Origin of the sequence: Streptomyces sp. DH-12, assembly GCF_002899455.1 — a bacterium.
Lineage (GTDB): Bacteria > Actinomycetota > Actinomycetes > Streptomycetales > Streptomycetaceae > Streptomyces.
The window spans coordinates 158,002-179,688 of sequence record NZ_PPFB01000001.1 but is presented as its reverse complement, the minus strand read 5'-3'; the positions used below and the strand labels follow the sequence as shown (position 1 = coordinate 179,688).

1 protein-coding gene is annotated in these 21,687 nt (G+C 75.3%); it reads right to left on the bottom strand.

Features of this window, described 5'->3' with window-relative positions:
* Window positions 1-7 precede the first annotated feature (7 nt).
* Window positions 8-21,571 carry a type I polyketide synthase gene (locus tag C1708_RS34645; RefSeq protein WP_502696109.1) on the bottom strand — a complete coding sequence of 7,188 codons (21,564 nt, stop codon included), beginning with the start codon at window positions 21,569-21,571 and terminating at the stop codon, window positions 8-10.
* Window positions 21,572-21,687: the final 116 nt, after the last annotated feature.

The following is a 21,687-nucleotide window of genomic DNA, read 5'->3' as shown; positions in this document are numbered from 1 at the left end:
TGACGCTTCACATCCCGAGCTCTCGATCGATGAAGTCGAACATCTCGTCGACCGTGGCCGACTCGAACGCCTGCGCCGGGTCCTCGGCGGCGCGCGGCCCGCCGTCCCACTTGGACAGCAGCGTCTGCAGGCGCTGGGCGACCCGGACGCGCGTCGTCTCGTCGGGCGTCGCGAGCCCCGAGAGGACGGCGTCGAGCCGCTCGATCTCGTCCAGGGGCGACCTCTCCGGGGAGGCCGCACCGCCCATGAGTTCACCGCGCAGGTGCTCGGCGAGGGCGACCGGGGACGGGTGGTCGAAGACCAGGGTGGCCGGGAAGCGCCTGCCGGTGGCCGTACCGAGCCGGTTGCGCAGCTCGACGGCGGTCACCGAGTCGAAGCCGAGTTCCCGGAAGGCACGGCGTTCGCCGACCTCCTGTGGGTCCTGGTACCCGAGGACGGAGGCGACGTGTGCCCGGACGAAGTCGACGAGCGCCCGCTGCTGTTCGGCCGGGGCCAGCCCTGCCAGGTGCTCGGTGAAGGCGTCGCCCGACCGCGGCGCGTCCTCCGCCGCTCCCGCGCCGGGTGCGGCGGTCGTACGCGCGGCGGCGCGGCGCGCTTCCGGGACGAGGGAGACGAAGGGGCTGGGCCGGGTGGCGGTGAAGGCGGTGTAGAAGCGGCCCCAGTCGATGTCGGCGACGGTCGTGAACGGCTCGCCGCCGTCGATGGCGCGGTGCAGCGCCTCGGTGGCCGACTCGGGGGCCATGCTCGCCACGCCGTGGCGGCGGGCCACCTCGCCGACCGCGCCGTCGGCCATGCCGTCGCCGCCCCAGGGGCCCCAGGCCACCGAAGTGGCGGGCAGTCCCTCGGCCGCGCGCTGCTGGGCGAGGGCGTCGAGGAAGGCGTTGCCCGGGGCGTAGTTGCCCTGGCCGGGGGTGCCGAAGGTGCCGGCGAACGAGGAGAAGAGGACGAAAGCGGAGAGGTCCCGGTCCCGCGTCAGCTCGTGCAGGTGCAGGGCCCCGTCCACCTTGGGGGCCGCCGCGCGGTGGATGCGCTCCGGGTCGAGGGCGTCCACGACGCTGTCGTCGAGGACGGCGGCGGTGTGCACCACCGCCGTGAGCGGGGCGTCCTCGGGGACGGAGGCGAGCAGCGCCTCGGTGGCCTCGCGGGAGGCGAGATCACAGGCGGCCAGGGTGATCCGGGCGCCCAGGGAGGTCAGCTCGGCGGTCAGTTCCGCCGCCTGGGGGGCCTCGGCGCCCCGGCGGCTGACGAGCAGCAGGTGGGGGGCGCCGTTGCGGGCGAGCCAGCGGGCCACATGGGCGCCGAGCGCTCCCGTCCCGCCGGTGATCAGCACCGTCCCGGTCGGCTTCCAGCCGTGCTCATCGTCCCGCGCCCGGGGGGCTTCGGTCCGCAGGAGCCGGCGGCCCAGGAGCCCGGAGGGCCGCAGCGCCGCCTGGTCCTCGCCGCAGGCGCCGGAGAGCAGCGCGCAGAGACGGTCCCCGGCCCGCTCGTCCCAGGTGGCCGGCAGGTCGACCAGGCCGCCCCAGAGCTCGGGGTGTTCGAGCGCGACGACCCGGCCGAGGCCCCAGACCATGGCCTGTTCGGGGGCGGTGACCCGGTCCGCCGGGACCGCGCGGACGGCGGACTCGGTGGCGCACCACAGGGGTGCCGTGCAGGCGAGGTCGGAGAGCGCCTGGACCAGCGCGGCGGTACGGCTCAGACCGAGCCGGGCGGAGGGGAACTCCGGGTGGACGCCCGGGTCGAGGGCGAGCAGCGAGACCACCCCGGCGACCGGAGCCGGACCGGCGACCGCGTCGGCCAGAGCCTCGCCGAGGCGTCCCGCGATCTCCTTGCGCTCCTGGCTGTCGACGGCGACGGTACGGGTCTGCGCGCCGTTGCGCCGCAGCGCCTCGTCCACCGCGCGGACGTGCTCCTCTCCCGCACCGGCGAGCCCTTCGGGTACGACCAGCAGCCAGGTGCCGGAGAGTGGCACCGGCTCGGGGTCGGCGACGGGGTGCCAGGCCACCTGGTACGTCCACCGGTCCACGGCCGCATCGCGCTGCCGGCGGCGACGCCAGGCGGAGAGGGCCGGCAGGACGGAGGCCATGGGTGCGTCCGGGTCGACGTCGAGCTCCCCGGCGAACGCGGTGAAGTCCTCGCGCTCGACGGTCTCCCAGAACTCCGCGTCCACCACGTCGGTCCCGCCGCCACCCGCCTCGGCGGGAGCGACGGCCGGGTCGGAGTCCTCCAGCCAGTAGTGCTGGTGTTGGAAGGCGTAGGTGGGGAGGTCGACGCGGCGGGCGGTGGCCGGGAAGACCTTCGCCCAGTCCGGCGAGACACCGTGGACGTGGAGTTCGGCGAGGGAGAGCAGCATCCGGTCCAGACCGCCGTCGTTCCGGCGCAGCGAGCCCACGGTGACGGCCGAGGCAGCGGACGGGCTGTCCTCGATCGTCTCCTGCACCCCCAGACTCACCACCGGATGAGGACTCGACTCCACGAACACGCCATAACCGTCGGCGAGGAGACTGCGGGTGGCGGTCTCGAACTCCACCGTCCGGCGCAGGTTGGTGAACCAGTACACGGCGTCGAAGCCCGAACCGTCCTCCGCCACACCCGTCACCGTCGAATACACCGGTATCCGCCCCGCCCTCGGCTCGATCGGGGACAGCACCTGAAGGAGTTCGTCCTTCAGCTCCTCCACGTGGGCGGAGTGGGAGGCGTAGTCCACCGCGATCCGACGAGCACGCACACCACTCCCCGTCCAACGGGTGAGCAGCTCGTCCAGACCCTCGACGTCGCCGGAGACCACCACCGAGGCCGGACCGTTGACAGCCGCCACCGACACCCGGCCCTCATAGCCGGCCAGGTCCTCACGGACACGTTCAACAGGAAGCGGCACGGACACCATGCCACCGCGCCCCGCCAGTGCCACGATCGAGCGGGACCGGAGCGCCACCACACGCGCGGCGTCCCGCAACGACAACGCGCCCGCCACACACGCGGCAGCGATCTCCCCCTGCGAGTGACCGATCACCGCCGACGGACGAACCCCCCAGTCCTCCCACACCGCCGCCAGCGACACCATCACCGCGAACAGCAACGGCTGGACCACATCCACCCGCTCGGTGTCCACCCGGCCGTGCAGGGCGTCGTCCAGTGACCAGTCGGTGAACGCCGACAGCGCCTCACCGCACTCCGCCATCCGCGCGGCGAACACCGGCGAGCAGCCGAGCAGTTCCACGGCCATGCCCTGCCACTGCGACCCCTGCCCGGGGAACACGAACGCCACCCGGCCCGGCTCACCCGCCACACCCCCGACCACACCCGCCGCACCACGACCCTCAGCCACCGCCGACACACCCTCGAGCAGCGCCTCACGCGAAGCACCCACCACCACCGCCCGGTGCTCCAACGCCGTCCGCGTCGTGCCGAGGGAGAGGCCGACGTGCTGCGGGGCGAGGTCGCCGACGGCCTCGAGGAGCCGGGCGGCCTGCGCCCGCAGGGCGGTGTCGGTACGACCGGAGAGGGTCCACGGCACCGGCCCGGACGAGGGTTCGGCGGCCGGGGGCTCCGGTTCGGGGGCCTGTTCCAGGACGACGTGGGCGTTGGTGCCGCTGATACCGAAGGAGGAGACGCCGGCGCGCAGCGGCCGGTCGGTGTGCGACCAGGCGACCGGTTCCGTCAGGAGCCGGACCGCACCCGCCGTCCAGTCGACGTGCGGAGTCGGCTCGTCGACGTGGAGGGTCCGGGGCAGGATGCCGTGGCGCAGGGCGAGGACCATCTTCATCACCCCCGCCACACCGGCGGCCGACTGGGTGTGGCCGATGTTCGACTTGATCGAGCCGAGCCACAGGGGCCGGTCCTCGGGGCGGTCCTGGCCGTAGGTGGCGAGCAGGGCCTGCGCCTCGATCGGGTCGCCCAGCCGGGTGCCCGTGCCGTGGGCCTCCACCGCGTCCACGTCCGAGGGTGCGAGACGGGCGTTGGCGAGTGCCTGGCGGATGACACGCTGCTGGGAAGGCCCGTTCGGGGCGGTCAGGCCGTTGGAGGCGCCGTCCTGGTTGACGGCCGAGCCGCGCAGGACCGCCAGTACCGGGTGGCCCTTGGCGCGGGCGTCCGAGAGCCGTTCGACCAGGAGCATGCCGACGCCCTCGCCCCAGCCGGTGCCGTCGGCCGCTCCGGCGAACGCCTTGCAGCGGCCGTCGGCGGCGAGGCCGCCCTGGCGGCTGAACTCGGTGAAGGCGCCCGGGGTCGCCATCACGGTGACGCCGCCCGCGAGGGCGAGGTCGCACTCGCCCTGGCGGAGGGACTGCGCCGCCAGGTGCAGCGCGACCAGCGAGGAGGAACAGGCGGTGTCGACGGTGACCGCCGGGCCCTCCAGCCCGAGGGCGTACGAGACGCGGCCGGAGGCGACGCTGGTGGCGTTGCCGGTGAGGAGGTGGCCGGCGATGCCCTCGGGGAGGGAGCGGAGCCCGGCGCCGTAGTTGGAGCCGGCGGCGCCGACGAAGACGCCGGCCTCGCTGCCGCGCAGGGTGGACGGGTCGATGCCCGCGCGCTCGATCGCCTCCCAGGAGGTCTCCAGCAGCAGCCTCTGCTGCGGGTCCATCGCCAGCGCCTCACGCGGCGAGATCCCGAAGAAGGTCGGATCGAAGGCCCCGGCCGCCTGGACGAAGCCGCCCGCCTGGGTGTCGCAGGCGCCGTCGGTGCCGTAGAGGGCGGCGAGGTCCCAGCCGCGGTCGGCCGGGAAGGCGCCGATGCCGTCGCCGCCCTCGGTGAGGAGGGTCCACAGTTCCTCGGGGGTGGTGACCCCGCCGGGGAAGCGGCACGCCATGGCCACGACGGCGAGCGGTTCGTCGGCCGGCGCGGCGGTCCGGGCGGGGGCGGCGGGGACCGCCGCGGTCTCCTCGGCACCGCCGAGTTCGGCGCGCAGGTGCTCGGCGAGCGCCTGGGGGGTGGGGTGGTCGAAGACCAGGGTGGCGGGGAGGCGGCAGCCGCAGGCGGCGTTGAGCCGGTTGCGGAGTTCGACGGCGGTCAGCGAGTCGAAGCCGATGTCCTTGAAGGCGCGGCGGGGTTCGACGGCCTCGGGTCCTTCCAGGCCGAGGACGGCGGCGACGTGGTCGCGGACGAGGTCGAGGAGGAGCCGGTCCCGTTCCTGCGGGGGCGCGGCGGCGAGGCGCTGGGCGAACGAGCCGGAACCGGCGGAGCCGTCGCCGTTCTGCGCGGCGGCACGGCGTCCGGGGAGACGGACGAGACCCCGCAGCAGCGGAGGGACCGCCTCGGGGCGGGCGCGGAGCGCCGTGAGGTCGAGGTGGACCGGGACGAGGTCGGCGGTGGCGAGAGCCGGGGCCCGGTCGAGGAGGGCCATGCCTTCCTCGGGGCTGAGGGCGCCGACACCTGCTCCCTGTATGCGTGAGCGGTCGCCGCGGCCGACGGTGGCGGCCATGGAGTCGGCGTCCTCCCACAGGCCCCAGGCGAGGGAGGTGGCGGGCAGGCCGAGGCCGTGCCGGTGGCGGGCGAGGGCGTCGAGGTAGGCGTTGGCCGCCGCGTAGTTGCCCTGTCCGGCGCCGCCGAAGACGGCCGAGGCGGAGGAGAAGAGGGTGAACTCGGCGAGCGGAAGGTGGCGGGTGAGGTGGTGGAGGTGGAGTACGGCGTCGGTCTTGGGCGCCATCACCCGGTCGACCCGTTCCGGGTCCAGAGAGGTGAGGACGCCGTCGTCGAGGAGGCCCGCGACGTGCACGACGGCGGTCAGCGGATGGGCCGCGTCGATGGTCGCAAGCAGGGCGGCGACGGCGTCCCGGTCGGCGGTGTCGCAGGCGGCGAGGCGGACTTCGGCCCCCGACTCGGCAAGCTCGGCGACCAGTTCGGCGGCGCCGGGTGCGTCGGGTCCACGGCGTCCGGCGAGCAGCAGGTGACGGACGCCGTGCACGGTGGCCAGGTGGCGGGCGACGCGGCGGCCGAGGGCTCCGGTGGCCCCGGTGACCAGGACGGTGCCGTCGGGGTCGCGGCGGGGCGGGACGGTGAGGACCACCTTGCCGGTGTGCCGGGCCTGACTGACGTGGCGGAACGCCTCGGGGGCGCGGCGCACGTCCCAGGTGGTCAGCGGCAGCGGGTGGAGAGCACCGCGCTCGAAGAGGCCGACGAGGTCGGCGAGCATGGCCGCGATGCGGTCGAGTCCGGCGTCCATCAGGTCGAACGCCTGGTAGGTGACGCCTTCGTGGGCGGAGGCGACGGTCTGCGCGTCGCGGACGTCGGTCTTGCCCATCTCCAGGAAGTGGCCGCCGCGCGGCAGCAGTCGCAGGGAGGCGTCCACGTAGGCGTGGGCGAGGGAGTTGAGGACGAGGTCGACGCCGCGTCCGCCGGAGACGGCGGTGAACCGTTCGGTGAAGCCGGTGTCCCGGGAGGAGGCGAGGTGGTCCTCGGCCACGCCGAGGGCGCGGACCGCCTCCCACTTGGACGGGCCCGCGGTGGCGTACACCTCGGCGCCCCAGTGGTGGGCGAGCTGGACGGCGGCCATGCCGACGCCGCCGGCGGCGGAGTGGACGAGCACCGACTGGCCCCCGCGGATGCCGCCCAGGTCGCCCAGGGCGTGGTAGGCGGTGAGGAAGGTGAGCGGCACGGAGGCCGCCTGCTCGAAGGACCACTCCTCGGGCATGCGGTGGACGGTGCGCGCATCGGTGACGGCGAGGGGCCCGAAGGCGTCCGGGAAGAGGCCGAGCACCCGGTCGCCCACGGCGAGGTGGGTGACGTCGGCACCGGTCTCGGTGACGACTCCGGCGCCTTCGCTGCCCAGTTGGGCACGGGTCGGGTACATGCCGAGGGCCATGAGGACGTCGCGGAAGTTGAGCCCTGCGGCGCGGACGGCGATGCGGACCTCGTTGGGGGCCAGCGGCCGCAGCGCCCGCTCGGCGGGGACCGCCTTGAGGTTCTCCAGGGTGCCGCCCTGCTCGATGTCGATGTGCCAGGCCCCCTCGTGTCCGGCGGGCGGCACGAGGGCGGGGCCGTCGAGGGCCCGGACGAGGCGGGGCGTCTTCACGGTGCCGTCGCGCAGGGCGAGCTGCGGTTCGCTCCCGGCGGCGGCGAGGTGGAGGACCTCGGCGGGGAGCGCGGCGGCGTCGGGGGTGGTGTCGTCGAGGTCGAGGAGGACGAAGCGGCCCGGGTTCTCGTTCTGCGCGGAGCGCAGCAGGCCCCAGACGGCGGCGCCGGGCAGCATGCGTGCCTCGGGTGCCTCGACGGTGGCGCCCCGAGTGACGACCAGCAGCCGGGAGGCGGCGAACCGCTCGTCGGCCAGCCACTCCTGGGCGGTCCGCAGGACACGGTGCGTGGCGGCGTGGGCGTGCCGGGCGTGGTGGGCGCTGTCGCCGTCCGGCTCCTCGCCGTGGGCGGGCGGGAAGGGCGCGACGACCAGGGTGGGTACCTGGGCCGTCCCGGCGTCGACGGCGGCGGCCAGCGCGGTGAGGTCGGCGTGGCGCGGTGCGCCGTTGTCGCCGCCGAGGCGGTGGTCGCCGAGGAGGACGTACGCGGGCGGGTCGGCCGCCTCGGTCCCGGCAGGCCGGGCGGGGGCGGTCGTCCAGTCGAGGCGCAGCAGCCGGTCGGCGAGGGGGTCGGGCGCGGCGGCGGCGAGATCGGTGGCGGAGACGGGCCGCAGGGTCAGCGCCGCGATGTCGGCGACGGGAGCACCGGAGGTATCGGTGGCGCGCAGGGCGACGGGGCCGCCGGCGGTGCGGGTGAGGGTGACGCGCAGCCGGTCGGCGCCGGAGGCGTGCAGGGTGGCGCCGCCGAAGGCGAACGGCAGCCCGCCGGGTGACTCCTCGTCGGTGGCGCAGGCCAGGGCGTGCAGGGCGGCGTCGAGGAGGGCGGGGTGCAGGGTGTAGGCGGCGGCACGGTCGTCGCCGCCCTCGGGCAGCGCGGCCTCGGCGTAGAGGGTGTCGCCGCGCCGCCACACCGCGCGCAGCCCCTGGAAGGCGGGGCCGTAGGCGAAGCCGTCCTCGGCGAGGGAGGCGTAGAAGCCATCGAGCGGCACGGGGGCGGCTCCGGCCGGGGGCCAGGCTCCGTCCTCGTCGCGCCGGGCCGCGTCCGGGGCGGGGGCGGGGGCGGGGGCGAGGAGGCCCGTGGCGTGGAGCGTCCAGGGCTGTTCCCCCGCGGCGGTCTCGGGACGACCGTGCACGGTCAGGGCGCGGTGGCCGTCGGCGTCGGGGGCCAGGAGGGAAAGCTGGAGCTGTACGGCGCGGGTGGGGGGCAGCACCATCGGGGCGAGGAGGGTCAGCTCCTCGACGCGGGAGCAGCCGGCCTGGTCCCCGGCGCGGGCGGCCAGTTCGAGGTAGGCGGTGCCGGGGAGGACAGCGGTGGAGCCGATGGCGTGGTCGGCGAGCCAGGGGTGGGTGGTGGCGGAGAGCCGGGCGGTGAAGAGGTAGGCGTCGTCCTCGGCCAGCGGGACGACGGCCTGGAGTAGGGGGTGGCCGGTGGCGCCGAGTCCGGCGCTCGCGACGTCGCCGGCGCCGGGAGCGAGGGCGCGGGGCCAGTAGCGCCTGCGCTGGAAGGCGTAGGTGGGCAGTTCCACGCGGCGGGCAGGGCGGCCGTCGAAGACGGCCGCCCAGTCGGGTCCGGCGCCGGTGGCGTCGAGGGTGGCCAGGGCGGCGGTGAGGGTTTCGGTCTCGCCGCGGCCTCCGCGCAGGGCGGGGACGGCGACGACGGCCGGTTCCGATTCGCCGGGTTCGGCGAGGCATTCCTGTGCCAGCGCGGTGAGGACGCCGTCGGGGCCGAGTTCGAGCAGGTGGGTGGCGCCGGTGGCGCGCACGGTCCGCATGCCGTCGAAGAAGCGGACGGCGGCGCGGACGTGGCGTACCCAGTGGCCGGCGGTGACCGGTTCCCCGGCGGGCAGGAGGTCGCCGGTGGTGTCGGAGACGAGGGGGATCTCGGGCGCGTGGTAGGTGAGCCCTTCGGCGACTTCGCGGAAGGCGTCGAGCATGCCGTCCATGTGCGGGGAGTGGAAGGCGTGGCTGACCCGCAGGAGCTTGGTGCGGCGGCCCTGTGCGCGGAAGTGCCCGGCGATCTCACGGACGGCGTCCGCGTCGCCGGAGACGACCGTGGCGGTGGGTCCGTTGACGGCGGCGACGCCGACGTTCTCGCGTCCGGCCAGCAGGGGCAGCACCTCCTGCTCGGGTACGTCGAGCGCGGCCATGGCACCGCCGCGCGGGAGCCGGGACATGAGGCGTCCGCGGGCGGCCACCAGGACGCAGGCGTCCGGGAGGGCGAGCACCCCGGCGACGTGGGCGGCGGCGAGTTCGCCGACGGAGTGGCCGAGGAGGACGTCGGGGACCAGGCCCCACTGCTCGACCAGCCGGTAGAGGGCGACCTCCAGGGCGAAGAGGGCGGCCTGGGTGTGCTGGGTCTCGTCCAGCAGGAGTGCGTCGGCGCTCTCCGGTTCGGCGAGCAGCAGGTCGAGCACGGGCCGTTCGAGGTGCGGGTCGAGATGGGCGCGTACCTCGTCGAGGGCGGCGGCGAAGCGCGGTTCGTTCCGGTACAGCTCGGCGCCCATGCCGGGCCGCTGGCTGCCCTGGCCGGAGAAGAGCAGGGCGAGCCGGGTGTCCCCGTCCACCCGGCCCCGTACCAGGGAGGGGGCCGGGCTGCCCTGGGCGAGGGCCCGCAGGCCGTGCAGGAGCCCTTCGCGGTCGGCGGCGACGACGGCCGCGCGGTGGTCGAAGCGGGCCCGGGTAGTGGCCAGGGCGTGACTGAGCGCGGCCGGGTCCGCGGGGGCGGAGACGACGTGGGCGTGGAGGCGGGCGGCCTGGGCGCGCAGTGCCTCCTCGGTGCGTGCGGAGAGCAGCCAGGGCAGGACGGAGGTGCCGGGGGCGGTGCCGGTCGGGGCGGGCAGCGGGGCCTCTTCGAGGATGACGTGGGCGTTGGTGCCGCTGACGCCGAAGGAGGAGACGCCCGCCCGGCGCGGACGGCCCGCAGGGGACCACTCCCGCTCCTCGGTCAGCAGCGAAACGGCCCCCGCCGACCAGTCGACATGCGGGGTCGGCTCGTCCACGTGCAGGGTCCTCGGCAGCACCCCGTGGCGCATCGCCTCCACCATCTTGATGACCCCCGCCACACCGGCGGCGGCCTGCGTGTGCCCGATGTTCGACTTCACCGAACCCAGCCACAGCGGGCGTTGGGCGTCCCTTCCCTGCCCGTAGGTGGCCAGCAGGGCCTGCGCCTCGATCGGATCGCCCAGAGCGGTACCCGTGCCATGGGCCTCCACCACGTCCACGTCCGACGGCTCCAGACGCGCATTCGCCAACGCCTGCCGGATCACCCGCTGCTGAGCGGGACCGTTCGGCGCCGTCAAACCGTTGGACGCACCGTCCTGGTTGACCGCACTGCCCCGCAGCACCGCCAGCACCTCATGACCGTTGCGCTCCGCGTCCGAAAGACGCTCCAGCACGAGCATGCCCACGCCCTCGCCCCAGCCGGTGCCGTCCGCCGCACCCGCGAACGCCTTGCACCGCCCGTCGGACGCCAACCCCCGCTGACGACTGAACTCGGTGAAGGCGGTGGGCGTGGCCATGATGGTGACGCCGCCCGCCAGCGCCAGCGAGGACTCGCCCTGGCGCAGGGACTGGGCCGCCCAGTGCAGGGCGACGAGGGAGGACGAGCAGGCCGTGTCGACCGTGACCGCCGGCCCCTCGAGGCCGAACGTGTAGGCGAGGCGGCCGGAGACCACGCTCGCCGCGTTGCCCGTGGCGAGGTACCCCTCGACCGGCTCGCCGGAGTGGACGATGAGGGAGGCGTAGTCCTGGCCGTTGGTGCCGACGAAGACGCCGGCCCGGCTGCCTCGCAGGCGGTCGGGGTCGAGCCCGGCCTGTTCGAACGCCTCCCAGGAGGTCTCCAGCAGCAGCCGCTGCTGCGGGTCCATGGACAGCGCCTCGCGCGGGCTGATCCCGAAGAACTCCGCGTCGAAGGCGCTGGCCCCCTCCAGGAAGCCGCCGTCGCGGGCGTAGGAGGTGCCGGGGCGGTCCGGGTCGGGGTCGTAGAGCGCCTCGACGTCCCAGCCGCGGTCCGTGGGGAAGGCCCCGATCGCGTCGCCGCCCTCGGCGAGCAGTTTCCACAGTTCCTGCGGCGAGGCGACCCCGCCGGGGAAGCGGCAGGCCATGCCGATGATCGCGACCGGCTCGTCGGAGGCGGCGGCGCTGACCGCGTGCTGGTCCCCGTCGCCCTCCTCGCCGAGGAGGCCGGTCCGCAGGTAGTCGGCCAGGGCGGCCGGGGTCGGGTGGTCGAAGACGACGGTGGCCGGCAGGGTCAGGCCGGTGGCGGTGGCGAGGGCGGTCCGCAGTTCCACGGCGGTGAGCGAGTCGAAACCGGCCTCGCGGAACGCCTTGTTCGCCGCGATCGTGTCGCCGGGGGCCCGGCCGAGGACGGCGGAGGACCGGGTACGCACCAGGTCGACGAGGCTGCGGCGCACCTCGGTCTCGGTCAGTCCGGCCAGGCGGCGGCGCAGTTCGGCGGCGGCCGGCGCCTCGGGGGCGGCCGCCTCGGCGGCGGTGTCCGTGTGCAGGGCGGAGAGCAGGGGGCTGGGACGGGCGGCGGTGTAGGCCGCGCCGAACCGCTGCCACTCCACGTCGGCGACGACCACACAGCTCCGGGCGCCCACGAGGCGGCCCATCACCGCGAGGGCGGCGCGCGGGTCGAGCGGGTGGAGACCGCGGCGGCGCAGGGCGTCACCGCCTTCACCGGCGGCCATGCCGCTCTCGTCCCAAGGGCCCCAGGCGAGGGAGGTGGCGGGCAGCCCGGCGGCGGCACGGCGCCGGGCGACGGCGTCGAGCTGGGCGTTGGCGGCGGCGTAGGCGCCCTGTCCGCCGCTGCCCCAGGTGCCGGCGATGGAGGAGAAGAGGACGAAGGCGTCCAGTTCCTGGTCCCGGGTCAGTTCGTCGAGGTGACGGGCACCGTCGGCCTTGGCGGCGACCACCCGGCCGAGTTCGGTGGTGTCCATGGCGTTCAGCGCGGTGGACTGGGTGATCCCGGCGGCGTGGACGACCGCGTCGGGCGGGCAGGACCGCAGCAGCGCGGCGAGGGCGTCGCGGTCGGCTGCGTCCACGGCGGCGATCAGCACCTCGGCGCCCTGGGCGGTGAGCTCCTCGCGCAGGGCCGCGGCCCCCGGCGCGTCCGGTCCGCGGCGGCTGGTCAGCACGACCCGCTCGGCGCCCCCGGCGACCGCCCAGCGGGCCACCTGGGCGCCGAGCGCGCCGGTGCCGCCGGTGATCAGCACGGTGCCGCGGGGGGTCCAGCCGCCGGGCGTGCCGGGAGCGGTGCGGGTCAGCCGCCGGACCCGGACCCCGGAGGGGCGGACGGCGACCTGGTCCTCCGTGCCGTCGGCCAGGACGGCGCAGACCCGGTCCCAGTCGCGGTCGCCCGGTGTGGCGGGAAGGTCGAGCAGACCACCCCATAGTTGCGGGAGCTCGAGAGCGGCGACCCGGCCGAGCCCCCAGATCCCGGCTGCTTCCGGGTCGACGGGCGGGTCGGCGGGCGCGGTCGACACGGCCGCCCGGGTCAGCGCCCACACCCTCACCCCGGCCGCCTCGGCAGCCCGGACGAGGGTGAGCGTGGCGGCAAGGGTCGGCAGCAAGGACACGGCGCCGAGGGGCGCCGGGGCCTCGCGCAGCAGTTCGGCCAGTTCCGCGGGGCCGGTGTCGAGGGGGACGGTGAGCACCTGGGCCCCTCGGGCGCGCAGTGCCTCCACGGCCGGATCGCCGTTCCCCTCGGCCGCTACCACGAGCCGCCCGTCGGCGCGGCCCGGCAGGTCGCCCGGGTCGGCAGCGGGCACCCAGCTCTCCTCGTAACACCACTCGTCGGCCGCCGCGCCCTCCTGTCTCCTTCGCCGCCAGGCGGCCAGGGCGGGGAGCACCGTCTCCAGGGTGCCGGGCTCCAGGTCCAGGGTGCCGGCGAGCGTCGCCAGGTCCTCGCGCTCGACGGTGTCCCAGAACGCCGTCTCCACCGGGTCGGCTCCGGTACGCGGCAGCTCGGCCTCGTCGATCCAGTAACGCTGGTGCTGGAAGGCGTAGGTGGGCAGGTCGACGCGGCGGGCGCCGGTGCCGGCGAAGAACGCCGCCCAGTCGACCTCACCGCCGTGCGCGTGCAGCTCGCCGAGAGCGGTGACCAGGGTGGCCGCCTCGTCCCGGTTCTTGCGCAGCACGGGCACGAAGAGCGCGTCCTCCGCCTCCGGCAAGGTGGTGCGCGCCATGGCGGTGAGCACACCGTCCGGCCCGATCTCCAGGAACCGCGTCACGCCTTGGGCGTGCAGGGTCCGCACACCGCCGGCGAAACGAACCGCCTCACGGACGTGCCGCACCCAGTAACCGGCCGTCGAAAGCTCGGGACCCGCCACCTCACCGGTGAGGTTCGAGACGACGGGGATGCGGGCGGGCCCGTAGGTCAGCGTCTTTGCGACCTGCCGGAACTCCTCCAGCATCGGGTCCATCAACACCGAGTGGAAGGCGTGACTGACCGTGAGCTTCTTGACCCGCGCGCCCCGCTCGGCGAGCGCGGCGGCGACCTGCTCCACCGCCGCCTCCGCACCGGAGACGACCACCGCACGCGGCCCATTCACCGCAGCGACGGAGACACCCTCCACCAGCGCCGCACGGACCTCGTCCTCAGACGCCTCGACCGCCACCATCGCCCCACCCGCGGGCAGAGCATCCATCAACCGACCACGCGCCACCACCAACGCACACGCGTCATCCAGGTCCAGCACCCCGGCCACATGCGCGGCCGCAATCTCCCCCACCGAGTGGCCCAGGAGTGCGTCCGGGCGCACCCCCCACGACTCCAGCAGCCGGAACAACGCCACCTCGACCGCGAACAACGCCGCCTGCGTGAACCGCGTCCGATCCAGCAGACCAACACCCCCCGCACCCTCACCCTCGCCCTCGAAAACGAGGTCCTTCAACGACCGGCCCAGCCCACCGTCCACCCGCGCACACACCGCGTCGAACGCCTCCGCGAACACCGGATACGCGGCATACAACTCCCGCCCCATCCCGACCCGCTGCGCACCCTGACCCGTGAACAGCAGGCCCAGGCGTCCGGCGGCTGCCGGGCCACGTGAGGTTGCCCCGGCCAACCCGGCGATGAGTTCCGCCGTTGTGGTGCCGACCAGGACACTGCGGTGCTCGAGGGCGGCACGGGTGGTCGCGAGGGAGAGGCCGATGTCCACCGGGGAGGGGGAGTCGGTCAGTCCCTCCAGGTGGCCGGCGAGGCGACGGGCCTGGTCACGCAGGGCGTCGGCGGACGCACCGGAGAGGACCCAGGGCACGGGGACGCCGGTGGCGGCGGGAGTGTCGGGGGCCGACGCGGGAGCGGGGGTCGGCCGCGGGGGCTCCTCGATGATCGCGTGGACGTTGGTGCCGCTGATGCCGAAGGAGGAGACGCCGGCCCGGCGGGGCGCGTCCCCTTCGGGCCACGGGTGAGGCTCGGTCAGCAGCTCGACCGCGCCCGCCTCCCACTCCACCTGGGGAGTCGGCTCGTCGACGTGCAGGGTCTGCGGGAGGACGCCGTGGCGCATCGCCTCGACCATCTTGATGACCCCCGCGACACCGGCGGCGGCCTGGGTGTGCCCGATGTTCGACTTCACCGAGCCGAGCCACAGGGGCCGGTCCTCGGGGCGGTCCTGCCCGTAGGTGGCGAGGAGGGCCTGCGCCTCGATCGGGTCACCCAGCTTCGTGCCGGTGCCGTGCGCCTCCACCGCGTCCACGTCCGACGGGGTGAGACCCGCGTCGGCCAGGGCCTGGCGGATGACGCGCTGCTGCGAGGGGCCGTTCGGGGCGGTCAGGCCGTTGGACGCGCCGTCCTGGTTGACGGCCGAGCCGCGCAGGAGGGCGAGGACCGGGTGGCCGTTGCGGCGGGCGTCGGAGAGCCGTTCCAGGAGGAGGACGCCCGCGCCCTCGCCCCAGACCGTGCCGTCCGCGGCGCCCGCGAAGGACTTGATCCGGCCGTCGGCGGCGAGCCCGCCCTGGCGGCTGAAGTCGACGAAGAGGTTGGGCGTGGACATCACGGTGACGCCGCCCGCGAGCGCGAGCGTCGACTCGCCCCTGCGCAGGGACTGGGCGGCGAGGTGGAGGGCGACCAGCGAGGAGGAGCAGGCCGTGTCCACCGTCATCGCGGGGCCTTCGAGCCCGAAGGTGTACGCGACGCGGCCCGAGACCACACTGCCGGTGTTGCCGGTGCCCAGGTGGCCCTCGACGCCCTCGGGCACGGCGAGAAGGCGGTTGGTGTAGTCCTGGTACATGACCCCGGCGAAGACGCCGGCGCGGGTCCCCCTGAGCGTACGGGGGTCGATCCCCGCGCGTTCGAAAGCCTCCCAGGAGACCTCCAGGAGGAGCCGCTGCTGCGGGTCCATGGCGAGGGCCTCGCGGGGCGAGATGGCGAACAGCTCCGGGTCGAAGTCCGCGGCGTCGTGGAGGAATCCGCCCTCGCGGGTGAAGGTGAGGGCAGCGTCGCCACTCGCCTCGCCACCGAGCGGGGGGAAGTCCCAGCCGCGGTCCTGCGGGAAGGGGGAGATGGCGTCACCGGCGCCCGCGACCAGCTGCCAGAGCTGTTCGGGGGACCGGACCCCGCCCGGGTACCGGCAGCTCATGGCGACGATGGCGATCGGGTCGTCGTCGGCGGCCGCACGGCCCGGCGGGAGCTCGGGCCGTGCCGCCGCCTCCTGGTCCTCGCCCAGCTCGGCGCAGATGTGCCGGGCGAGGGCGTGCGGGCTGGGGTGGTCGAAGACGAGGGTGGCGGGCAGGCGAAGGCCGATGACCGGGGCGAGCCGGTTGCGGAGTTCGACAGCGGTCAGCGAGTCGAAGCCGAGTTCCTTGAACGCCTTCTGCGGGTCGACGGCGTGGGCACCGGCGTGCCCGAGGACCGCGGCGACCTGCTCGGTGACGGCGGCGAGGACGGCGCGCTCCTGGTCGGCGCCGCGCAGTCCGGCGAGCGCCGAGGACGCGTCGGAGGAGCCGTTCGCGGCGGCGCGGCGGCCGGGCGCGCGTACCAGGGCGCGGAGCAGTGGCGGGACGGCGCCGTGCCGGAGGGCCGCCGATCTGGCCGCCGCCAGGTCGAGGCGCATGGGCAGCAGCAGCGGCTCGACGGTGCGGACGGCCGCCGAGAACAGGCGCAGCCCTTCCTCGGTGGCGAGGGCGTCGGCGCCGCCCCGGCGGACGCGGCGCAGGTCGGTGGCGTCAAGGTGGGCGGTCATGCCGCTGGCCTGGTCCCACAGGCCCCAGGCGAGAGAGGTGGCGGGCAGGCCCTGGGCCCGGCGGCGCTCGGCGAGCGCGTCGAGGACGGAGTTGGCCCCGGCGTAGGCGGCCTGGCCGGCGTTGCCGAAGACTCCGGCGGCGGAGGAGAAGAGGACGAAGGCGGTGAGGTCGAGGCCGAGTTCGCGGGTGAGCCGGTCGAGGTGGAGGGCGGCGTCTGCCTTGGGCCGCAGGACGGCGGCGGCGCGGGCGGGCGTGAGGGCGTCGAGGACGCCGTCGTCGAGGACCCCGGCGGTGTGGACGACGGCGGTCACGGGGTGCGCGGCGAGCAGCTCGGCGAGGGCGTCCGGGTCGGCCACGTCGCACGCGGCGACCACCGCTTCGGCCTCCTGGGCGCGCAGGTCGGCCAGGAGTTGCGGCATGCCGGGCGCATCGTGGCCCCGGCGTCCGGCGAGGACGAAGGAACGTACGCCGTGCCGGGTGACCAGTTCGCGGGCGACCAGCCCGCCGAGGGTTCCGGTGGCGCCGGTGATGAGCACGGTGCTGTCGGCGGTGAACGGCGAGGGGCCGGCGATCTCAGGGGCCTGCGCGCGAAGCAGGCGGGGCGCCAGGATCTCTCCGCCCCGCAGCGCGAACTGCGCCTCGTCATGGGCGAGGAGTGCTGACAGGGTCTCCGCGTCCACGCCGGTGTCCGGCCCGGCAGCGGTGTCCGGCCCGGCAGCGGTGTCCGCTTCCGTCCCGTTCGTGGTGTCGGTGTCGGTGTCGACGAGGAGGAGCCGTCCCGGGTGCTCTGCCTGGGCGGTGCGGAGCAGACCCCAGAGGGCGGCGCCGGCGAGGTCCCGGTCGTGGTCGCCGAGCGGCCCGACCGCCCGGTGGGTGACGACGGCGAGCCGCGTCCGGGCGTACCGTTCATCGGCGAGCCACCGCTGCACTGCGGCCAGGACGCCCAGCGTCAGGGCGTGGACCCCCTCGGCCTCCCCGGGCCCGCCGACGGCGTCGGCAGGGCCCGCGCAGTCGAGGAGCAGCAGATCGGGGGCCGCCCCGTCGTCCGCGAGCAGTCGGTCCAGGTCGTCCGGGACGGGCGCGGGGCCGTCGGAGGAGGTCCGGGGGATCTCGTACGGCTCCCAGACGGCGAGTGCGGGAGCGGCGGCGGTGTCACCGGCCGACGCGGCGGGCGGGCGGAGCGGGGTCCACTCCACGCGGAACAGGACGTCTTCGGTCCGGGCCCCGCCGATCGGCTCGGCGGGCAGCGGTCGCAGGGTGACGGCCTCGGCGGACACCACGGGGGTGCCGTGGACGTCGGCCGCCTCCAGGGACATCGCGTCCGGACCCGAAGGCGCCAGGCGTACCCTCAGCCGTCCGGCGCCCGAGGCGAGGACGGCGGTGGAGCGCCAGGAGAAGGGCAGCCAGCCGACGGCCGGGTCGGTGACGAAGGCGCCGAAGCCGCCGGCATGGAGCGCGGCGTCGAGCAGCGCGGGGTGAACGGCGAAGAGCCCTGCCTCCGCCGCCCCCTCCTCGGGAAGGTCGATCTCCGCGAACACCTCGTCGCCGAGACGCCAGGCCCGGCGCAGCCCCCGGAAGACCGGCCCGTAAGCCAGTCCGCGCTCCGCCAGCCCGGCGTAGAGGCTTACGGGGGTGAACGGCACCTGCACCGCTCCGGCCGGGGGCCAGACCGGCCCGGCGAGGGTGTCGGCGCCGGGGCGCCGCGGCGGGGCGGTGGTGGCGAGGAGTCCGTCGGCGTGCCGGGTCCAGGGGGCGGTGTCGTCGGAGCCTTCGGCGCGGGAGTGGACGGAGAGCGTGCAGCGGCCGGTGTCGTCCAGCGCCTCGACGGCCACCTGCACCTGGAGGCCGCCGGTCTCCGGCAGCACCATGGGCGCTTCGAGGGTCAGTTCCTCCACGTGGGGGCAGCCGACCTGGTCGCCGGCGCGGACCGCCATCTCCAGCAGCGCGGTGCCGGGCACGACGGCCCGGCCCGTGACCCGGTGGTCGGTGAGCCAGGGGTGCGTGTCGAGGGCGAGGCGGCCGGTGAGTACGGCGCCGCCGCCCCGGGCGAGCAGGACCGCCGCGCCGAGCAGCGGATGGCCCGCCGCGCTCAGGCCGAAGCGGGAGGCGTCGCCCGTGCGCAGGGCGGCTCCCCTGGGCCAGAAGCGCTGGTGCTGGAAGGCGTAGGTGGGCAGGCCGACGCGGCGGGCGGCGGGGAAGACCCGGGCCCAGTCGGGGGTGAGGCCGTGCAGGTGAAGCTGGGCGAGGGAGGTGAGGAGGCGGTCGAGGCCGCCGTCCTCACGGCGCAGCGAACCGACCGCGACGGCTCCGGCGCCCGCCTCGTCGACGGTGTCCTGCACGCCGACGGTGAGAACGGGATGCGGGCTGGTCTCGACGAAGGCGGCATAGCCGTCGGCGAGGAGACTGCGGGTGGCGGCGTGGAACTCGACGGCGCCGCGCAGGTTCTCGTACCAGTAGTCCGCGTCGAAGGCGGTGCCTTCCTGGAGGCGGCCGGTCACCGTGGAGTAGACGGGGAGGTCACCGGCGGCCGGTCTGACGGAGGCGAAGGCTTCCTCCAACTCGGCGCGGATCTCCTCGACCTGCGGCGAGTGCGGGGCGTACGCCATCGGGAGGCGGCGTACCCGCACCCCGGCGGCGGCCCAGGCGTCCACCAACTCGTCGAGGGCGCCGGTCTCCCCGGCGACCACGACCGCGCGGGGGCCGTTGACCGCCCCGACGCAGACCCGGCCCGCGTACGGTTCGAGCTGCTCGCGCACCTGGTCGGCGGGGAGCGCCACGGAGACCATGCCGCCGCGTCCGTCCAGCCGTGCCAGGGCGCGGGCCCGAAGCGCGACCATCCGGGCGGCGTCGTCAAGGGTGAGGACCCCGGCGACGCAGGCGGCGGCGATCTCGCCCTGCGAGTGGCCGACGACGGCGGAGGGGCGGATGCCCCACTCCTGCCAGACGGCGGCCAGGGCCACGGTCACCGCGAACAGGGCGGGCTGTGAGACGTCGACCCGCTCCAGGTCGGCCTGCCCTTGGAGAGCGTCCTCCAGGCTCCAGCCGGTGTGCGGGGCGAGGGCGCGACCGGCCTCGGCCAGCCGCTCGGCGAAGACCGGGCAGGATTCGCGGAGTTCGAGGGCCATGCCCTGCCACTGCGACCCCTGCCCGGGGAAGACGAAGACGGCCCGGCCGCCGCCCCCGTCGACGCCCGCCACGAGACCGGGCGTCGAGCGGCCCTCGGCCAGTGCGGCGAGCCCTTCGGCCAGCTCCGCGCGGTCCGTCCCCACCACCGCCGCCCGGTGTGCGAGGTGTGCGCGGGTCGTCGCCAGGGAGTACGCAATGTCGGCGAGGGCCGCGGGGTGGTCGTCCGGGGTTGCGGTGACGGCGGTGAGCAGGCGCGCGGCCTGGGCACGGAGCGCTTCGGGGGTCTGGCCGGAGAGCGGCCAGAAGACGGGGGTCCCGGCGGAGGAGCCGGCCCCGGCGGCCGCGCCCGGGGCGGTCTGTCCGGTGGTGGTCTGCTCGGTGGTGGTCTGCTCGGTGGCGGTCTGCCCGGTGGCGGTCTGCCCGGTGGTGGTCTGCTCGGTGGCGGGCCGCGGGCCCTCTTCGATGATGATGTGGGCGTTGGTGCCGCTGACGCCGAAGGAGGAGACGCCGGCCCGGCGGGGCGCGTCGGTCTGCGGCCAGTCACGGGGCTCCGTCAGCAGGGACACGCCACCGGCGGTCCAGTCCACGTGCGGGGTCGGCTCGTCCACGTGCAGGGTCCGGGGCAGCACCCCGTGGCGCATCGCCTCGACCATCTTGATGACCCCCGCGACACCGGCGGCGGCCTGGGTGTGCCCGATGTTGGACTTCACCGAGCCCAGCCACAGCGGCCGGTCCGGGTCACGGTCCTGCCCGTAGGTGGCCAGCAGCGCCTGCGCCTCGATCGGGTCACCCAGCTTGGTGCCGGTGCCGTGCGCCTCCACCGCGTCCACGTCCGAAGGCTCCAGACCCGCGTTGGCCAGGGCCTGGCGGATGACGCGCTGCTGGGAGGGGCCGTTGGGGGCGGTCAGCCCGTTGGAGGCGCCGTCCTGGTTGACCGCCGAGCCGCGCAGCACCGCCAGCACCTGATGACCGTGGCGCTCCGCGTCCGAGAGACGCTCCAGCACGAGGACGCCGACGCCCTCGCCCCAGCCGGTGCCGTCCGCCGCACCCGCGAACGCCTTCACCCGCCCGTCGGACGCCAACCCCCGCTGACGGCTGAACTCGATGAACGCCGTCGGCGTCGACATCACCGTCGCCCCACCCGCCAGAGCCAGATCACACTCACCCTGCCGCAGCGACTGCGCCGCCAGATGCAACGCCACCAACGACGAGGAACAGGCCGTGTCCACCGTCACCGCCGGACCCTCCAGCCCGAACGCGTACGACAACCGGCCCGAGATCACACTCGCCGACGTGCCCGTGGCCAGATACCCCTCGGCGCCCTCGGTCGACCCGATGAACAACGACGCGTAGTCCTGGCCGTTGGTGCCCACGAAGACACCGGTACGACCACCACGCGTGGAACGCGGGTCCACACCCGCCCGCTCGAACGCCTCCCAGGAGGTCTCCAGCAACAACCGCTGCTGCGGATCCATCGCCAGCGCCTCACGCGGCGAGATCCCGAACAGCTCCGCGTCGAACCCCGCCGCATCACGGAGGAACCCGCCCTCGGTGGCATAGGAGGTGCCCTGACTGTCGGGATCGGGATCGTGAAGCGCGTCCAGTTGCCAGTTACGGTCGGCCGGAAAGCCGGAAACCCCGTCCTCTCCAGCGGCAAGCAGCTCCCACAGCATTTCGGGCGAGTCGGCCCCACCCGGAAAACGACAAGCCATGGACACGATCGCGATCGGCTCCTCGTCCGCCGCGTGCGCGGTGACGACAGTGCCCCGCCCGGCGACGGCACCACTCAACTCCGCGTCCAGGTGCCGGGCGAGATCAGCAGGGGTCGGGTGGTCGAAGACAAGCGTGGCGGAGAGGGAGAGGCCGGTGGCCGCACCCAGGTGGTTGCGCAGTTCCATCGAGGTGAGCGAGTCGAAGCCCAGTTCGCGGAAAGCTCGGTCGGCCCGGACGGCCTGGGTGGAGGAGTGGCCGAGGACGGCGGCGGCCTGGGCGCGTACGAGTTCGAGCAGTTCACGGGCGCGCTGCTCGTCGGCGAGGGTCGCCAAGTGCTGTTGGAGCCTCGAGCGGACACCTTCGCCGGCGTCCGCAGCGGAGATCGCCCGCGTCGCCTCGGGTAGCCGGTCGAGGAGTGGGCTGGGGCGTACGGCGGTGTAGGCGGGAGCGAAGGTCGTCCAGTCGATGTCGGCGACCGCCACGCAGGCCAGTCCCGACGCGGCAGCCCGCCCCAGCAACCCCAGCGCCTGGTCGGGATCCATCGGCAGCATCCCGCCCCGGCCGACCCGCTCCACCACCCCGCCGGCCGCAGCCATCCCCTCCCCGGCCCACGGCCCCCACCCCACCGACGTCGCCGCCAGCCCCGACGCCCGCCTGA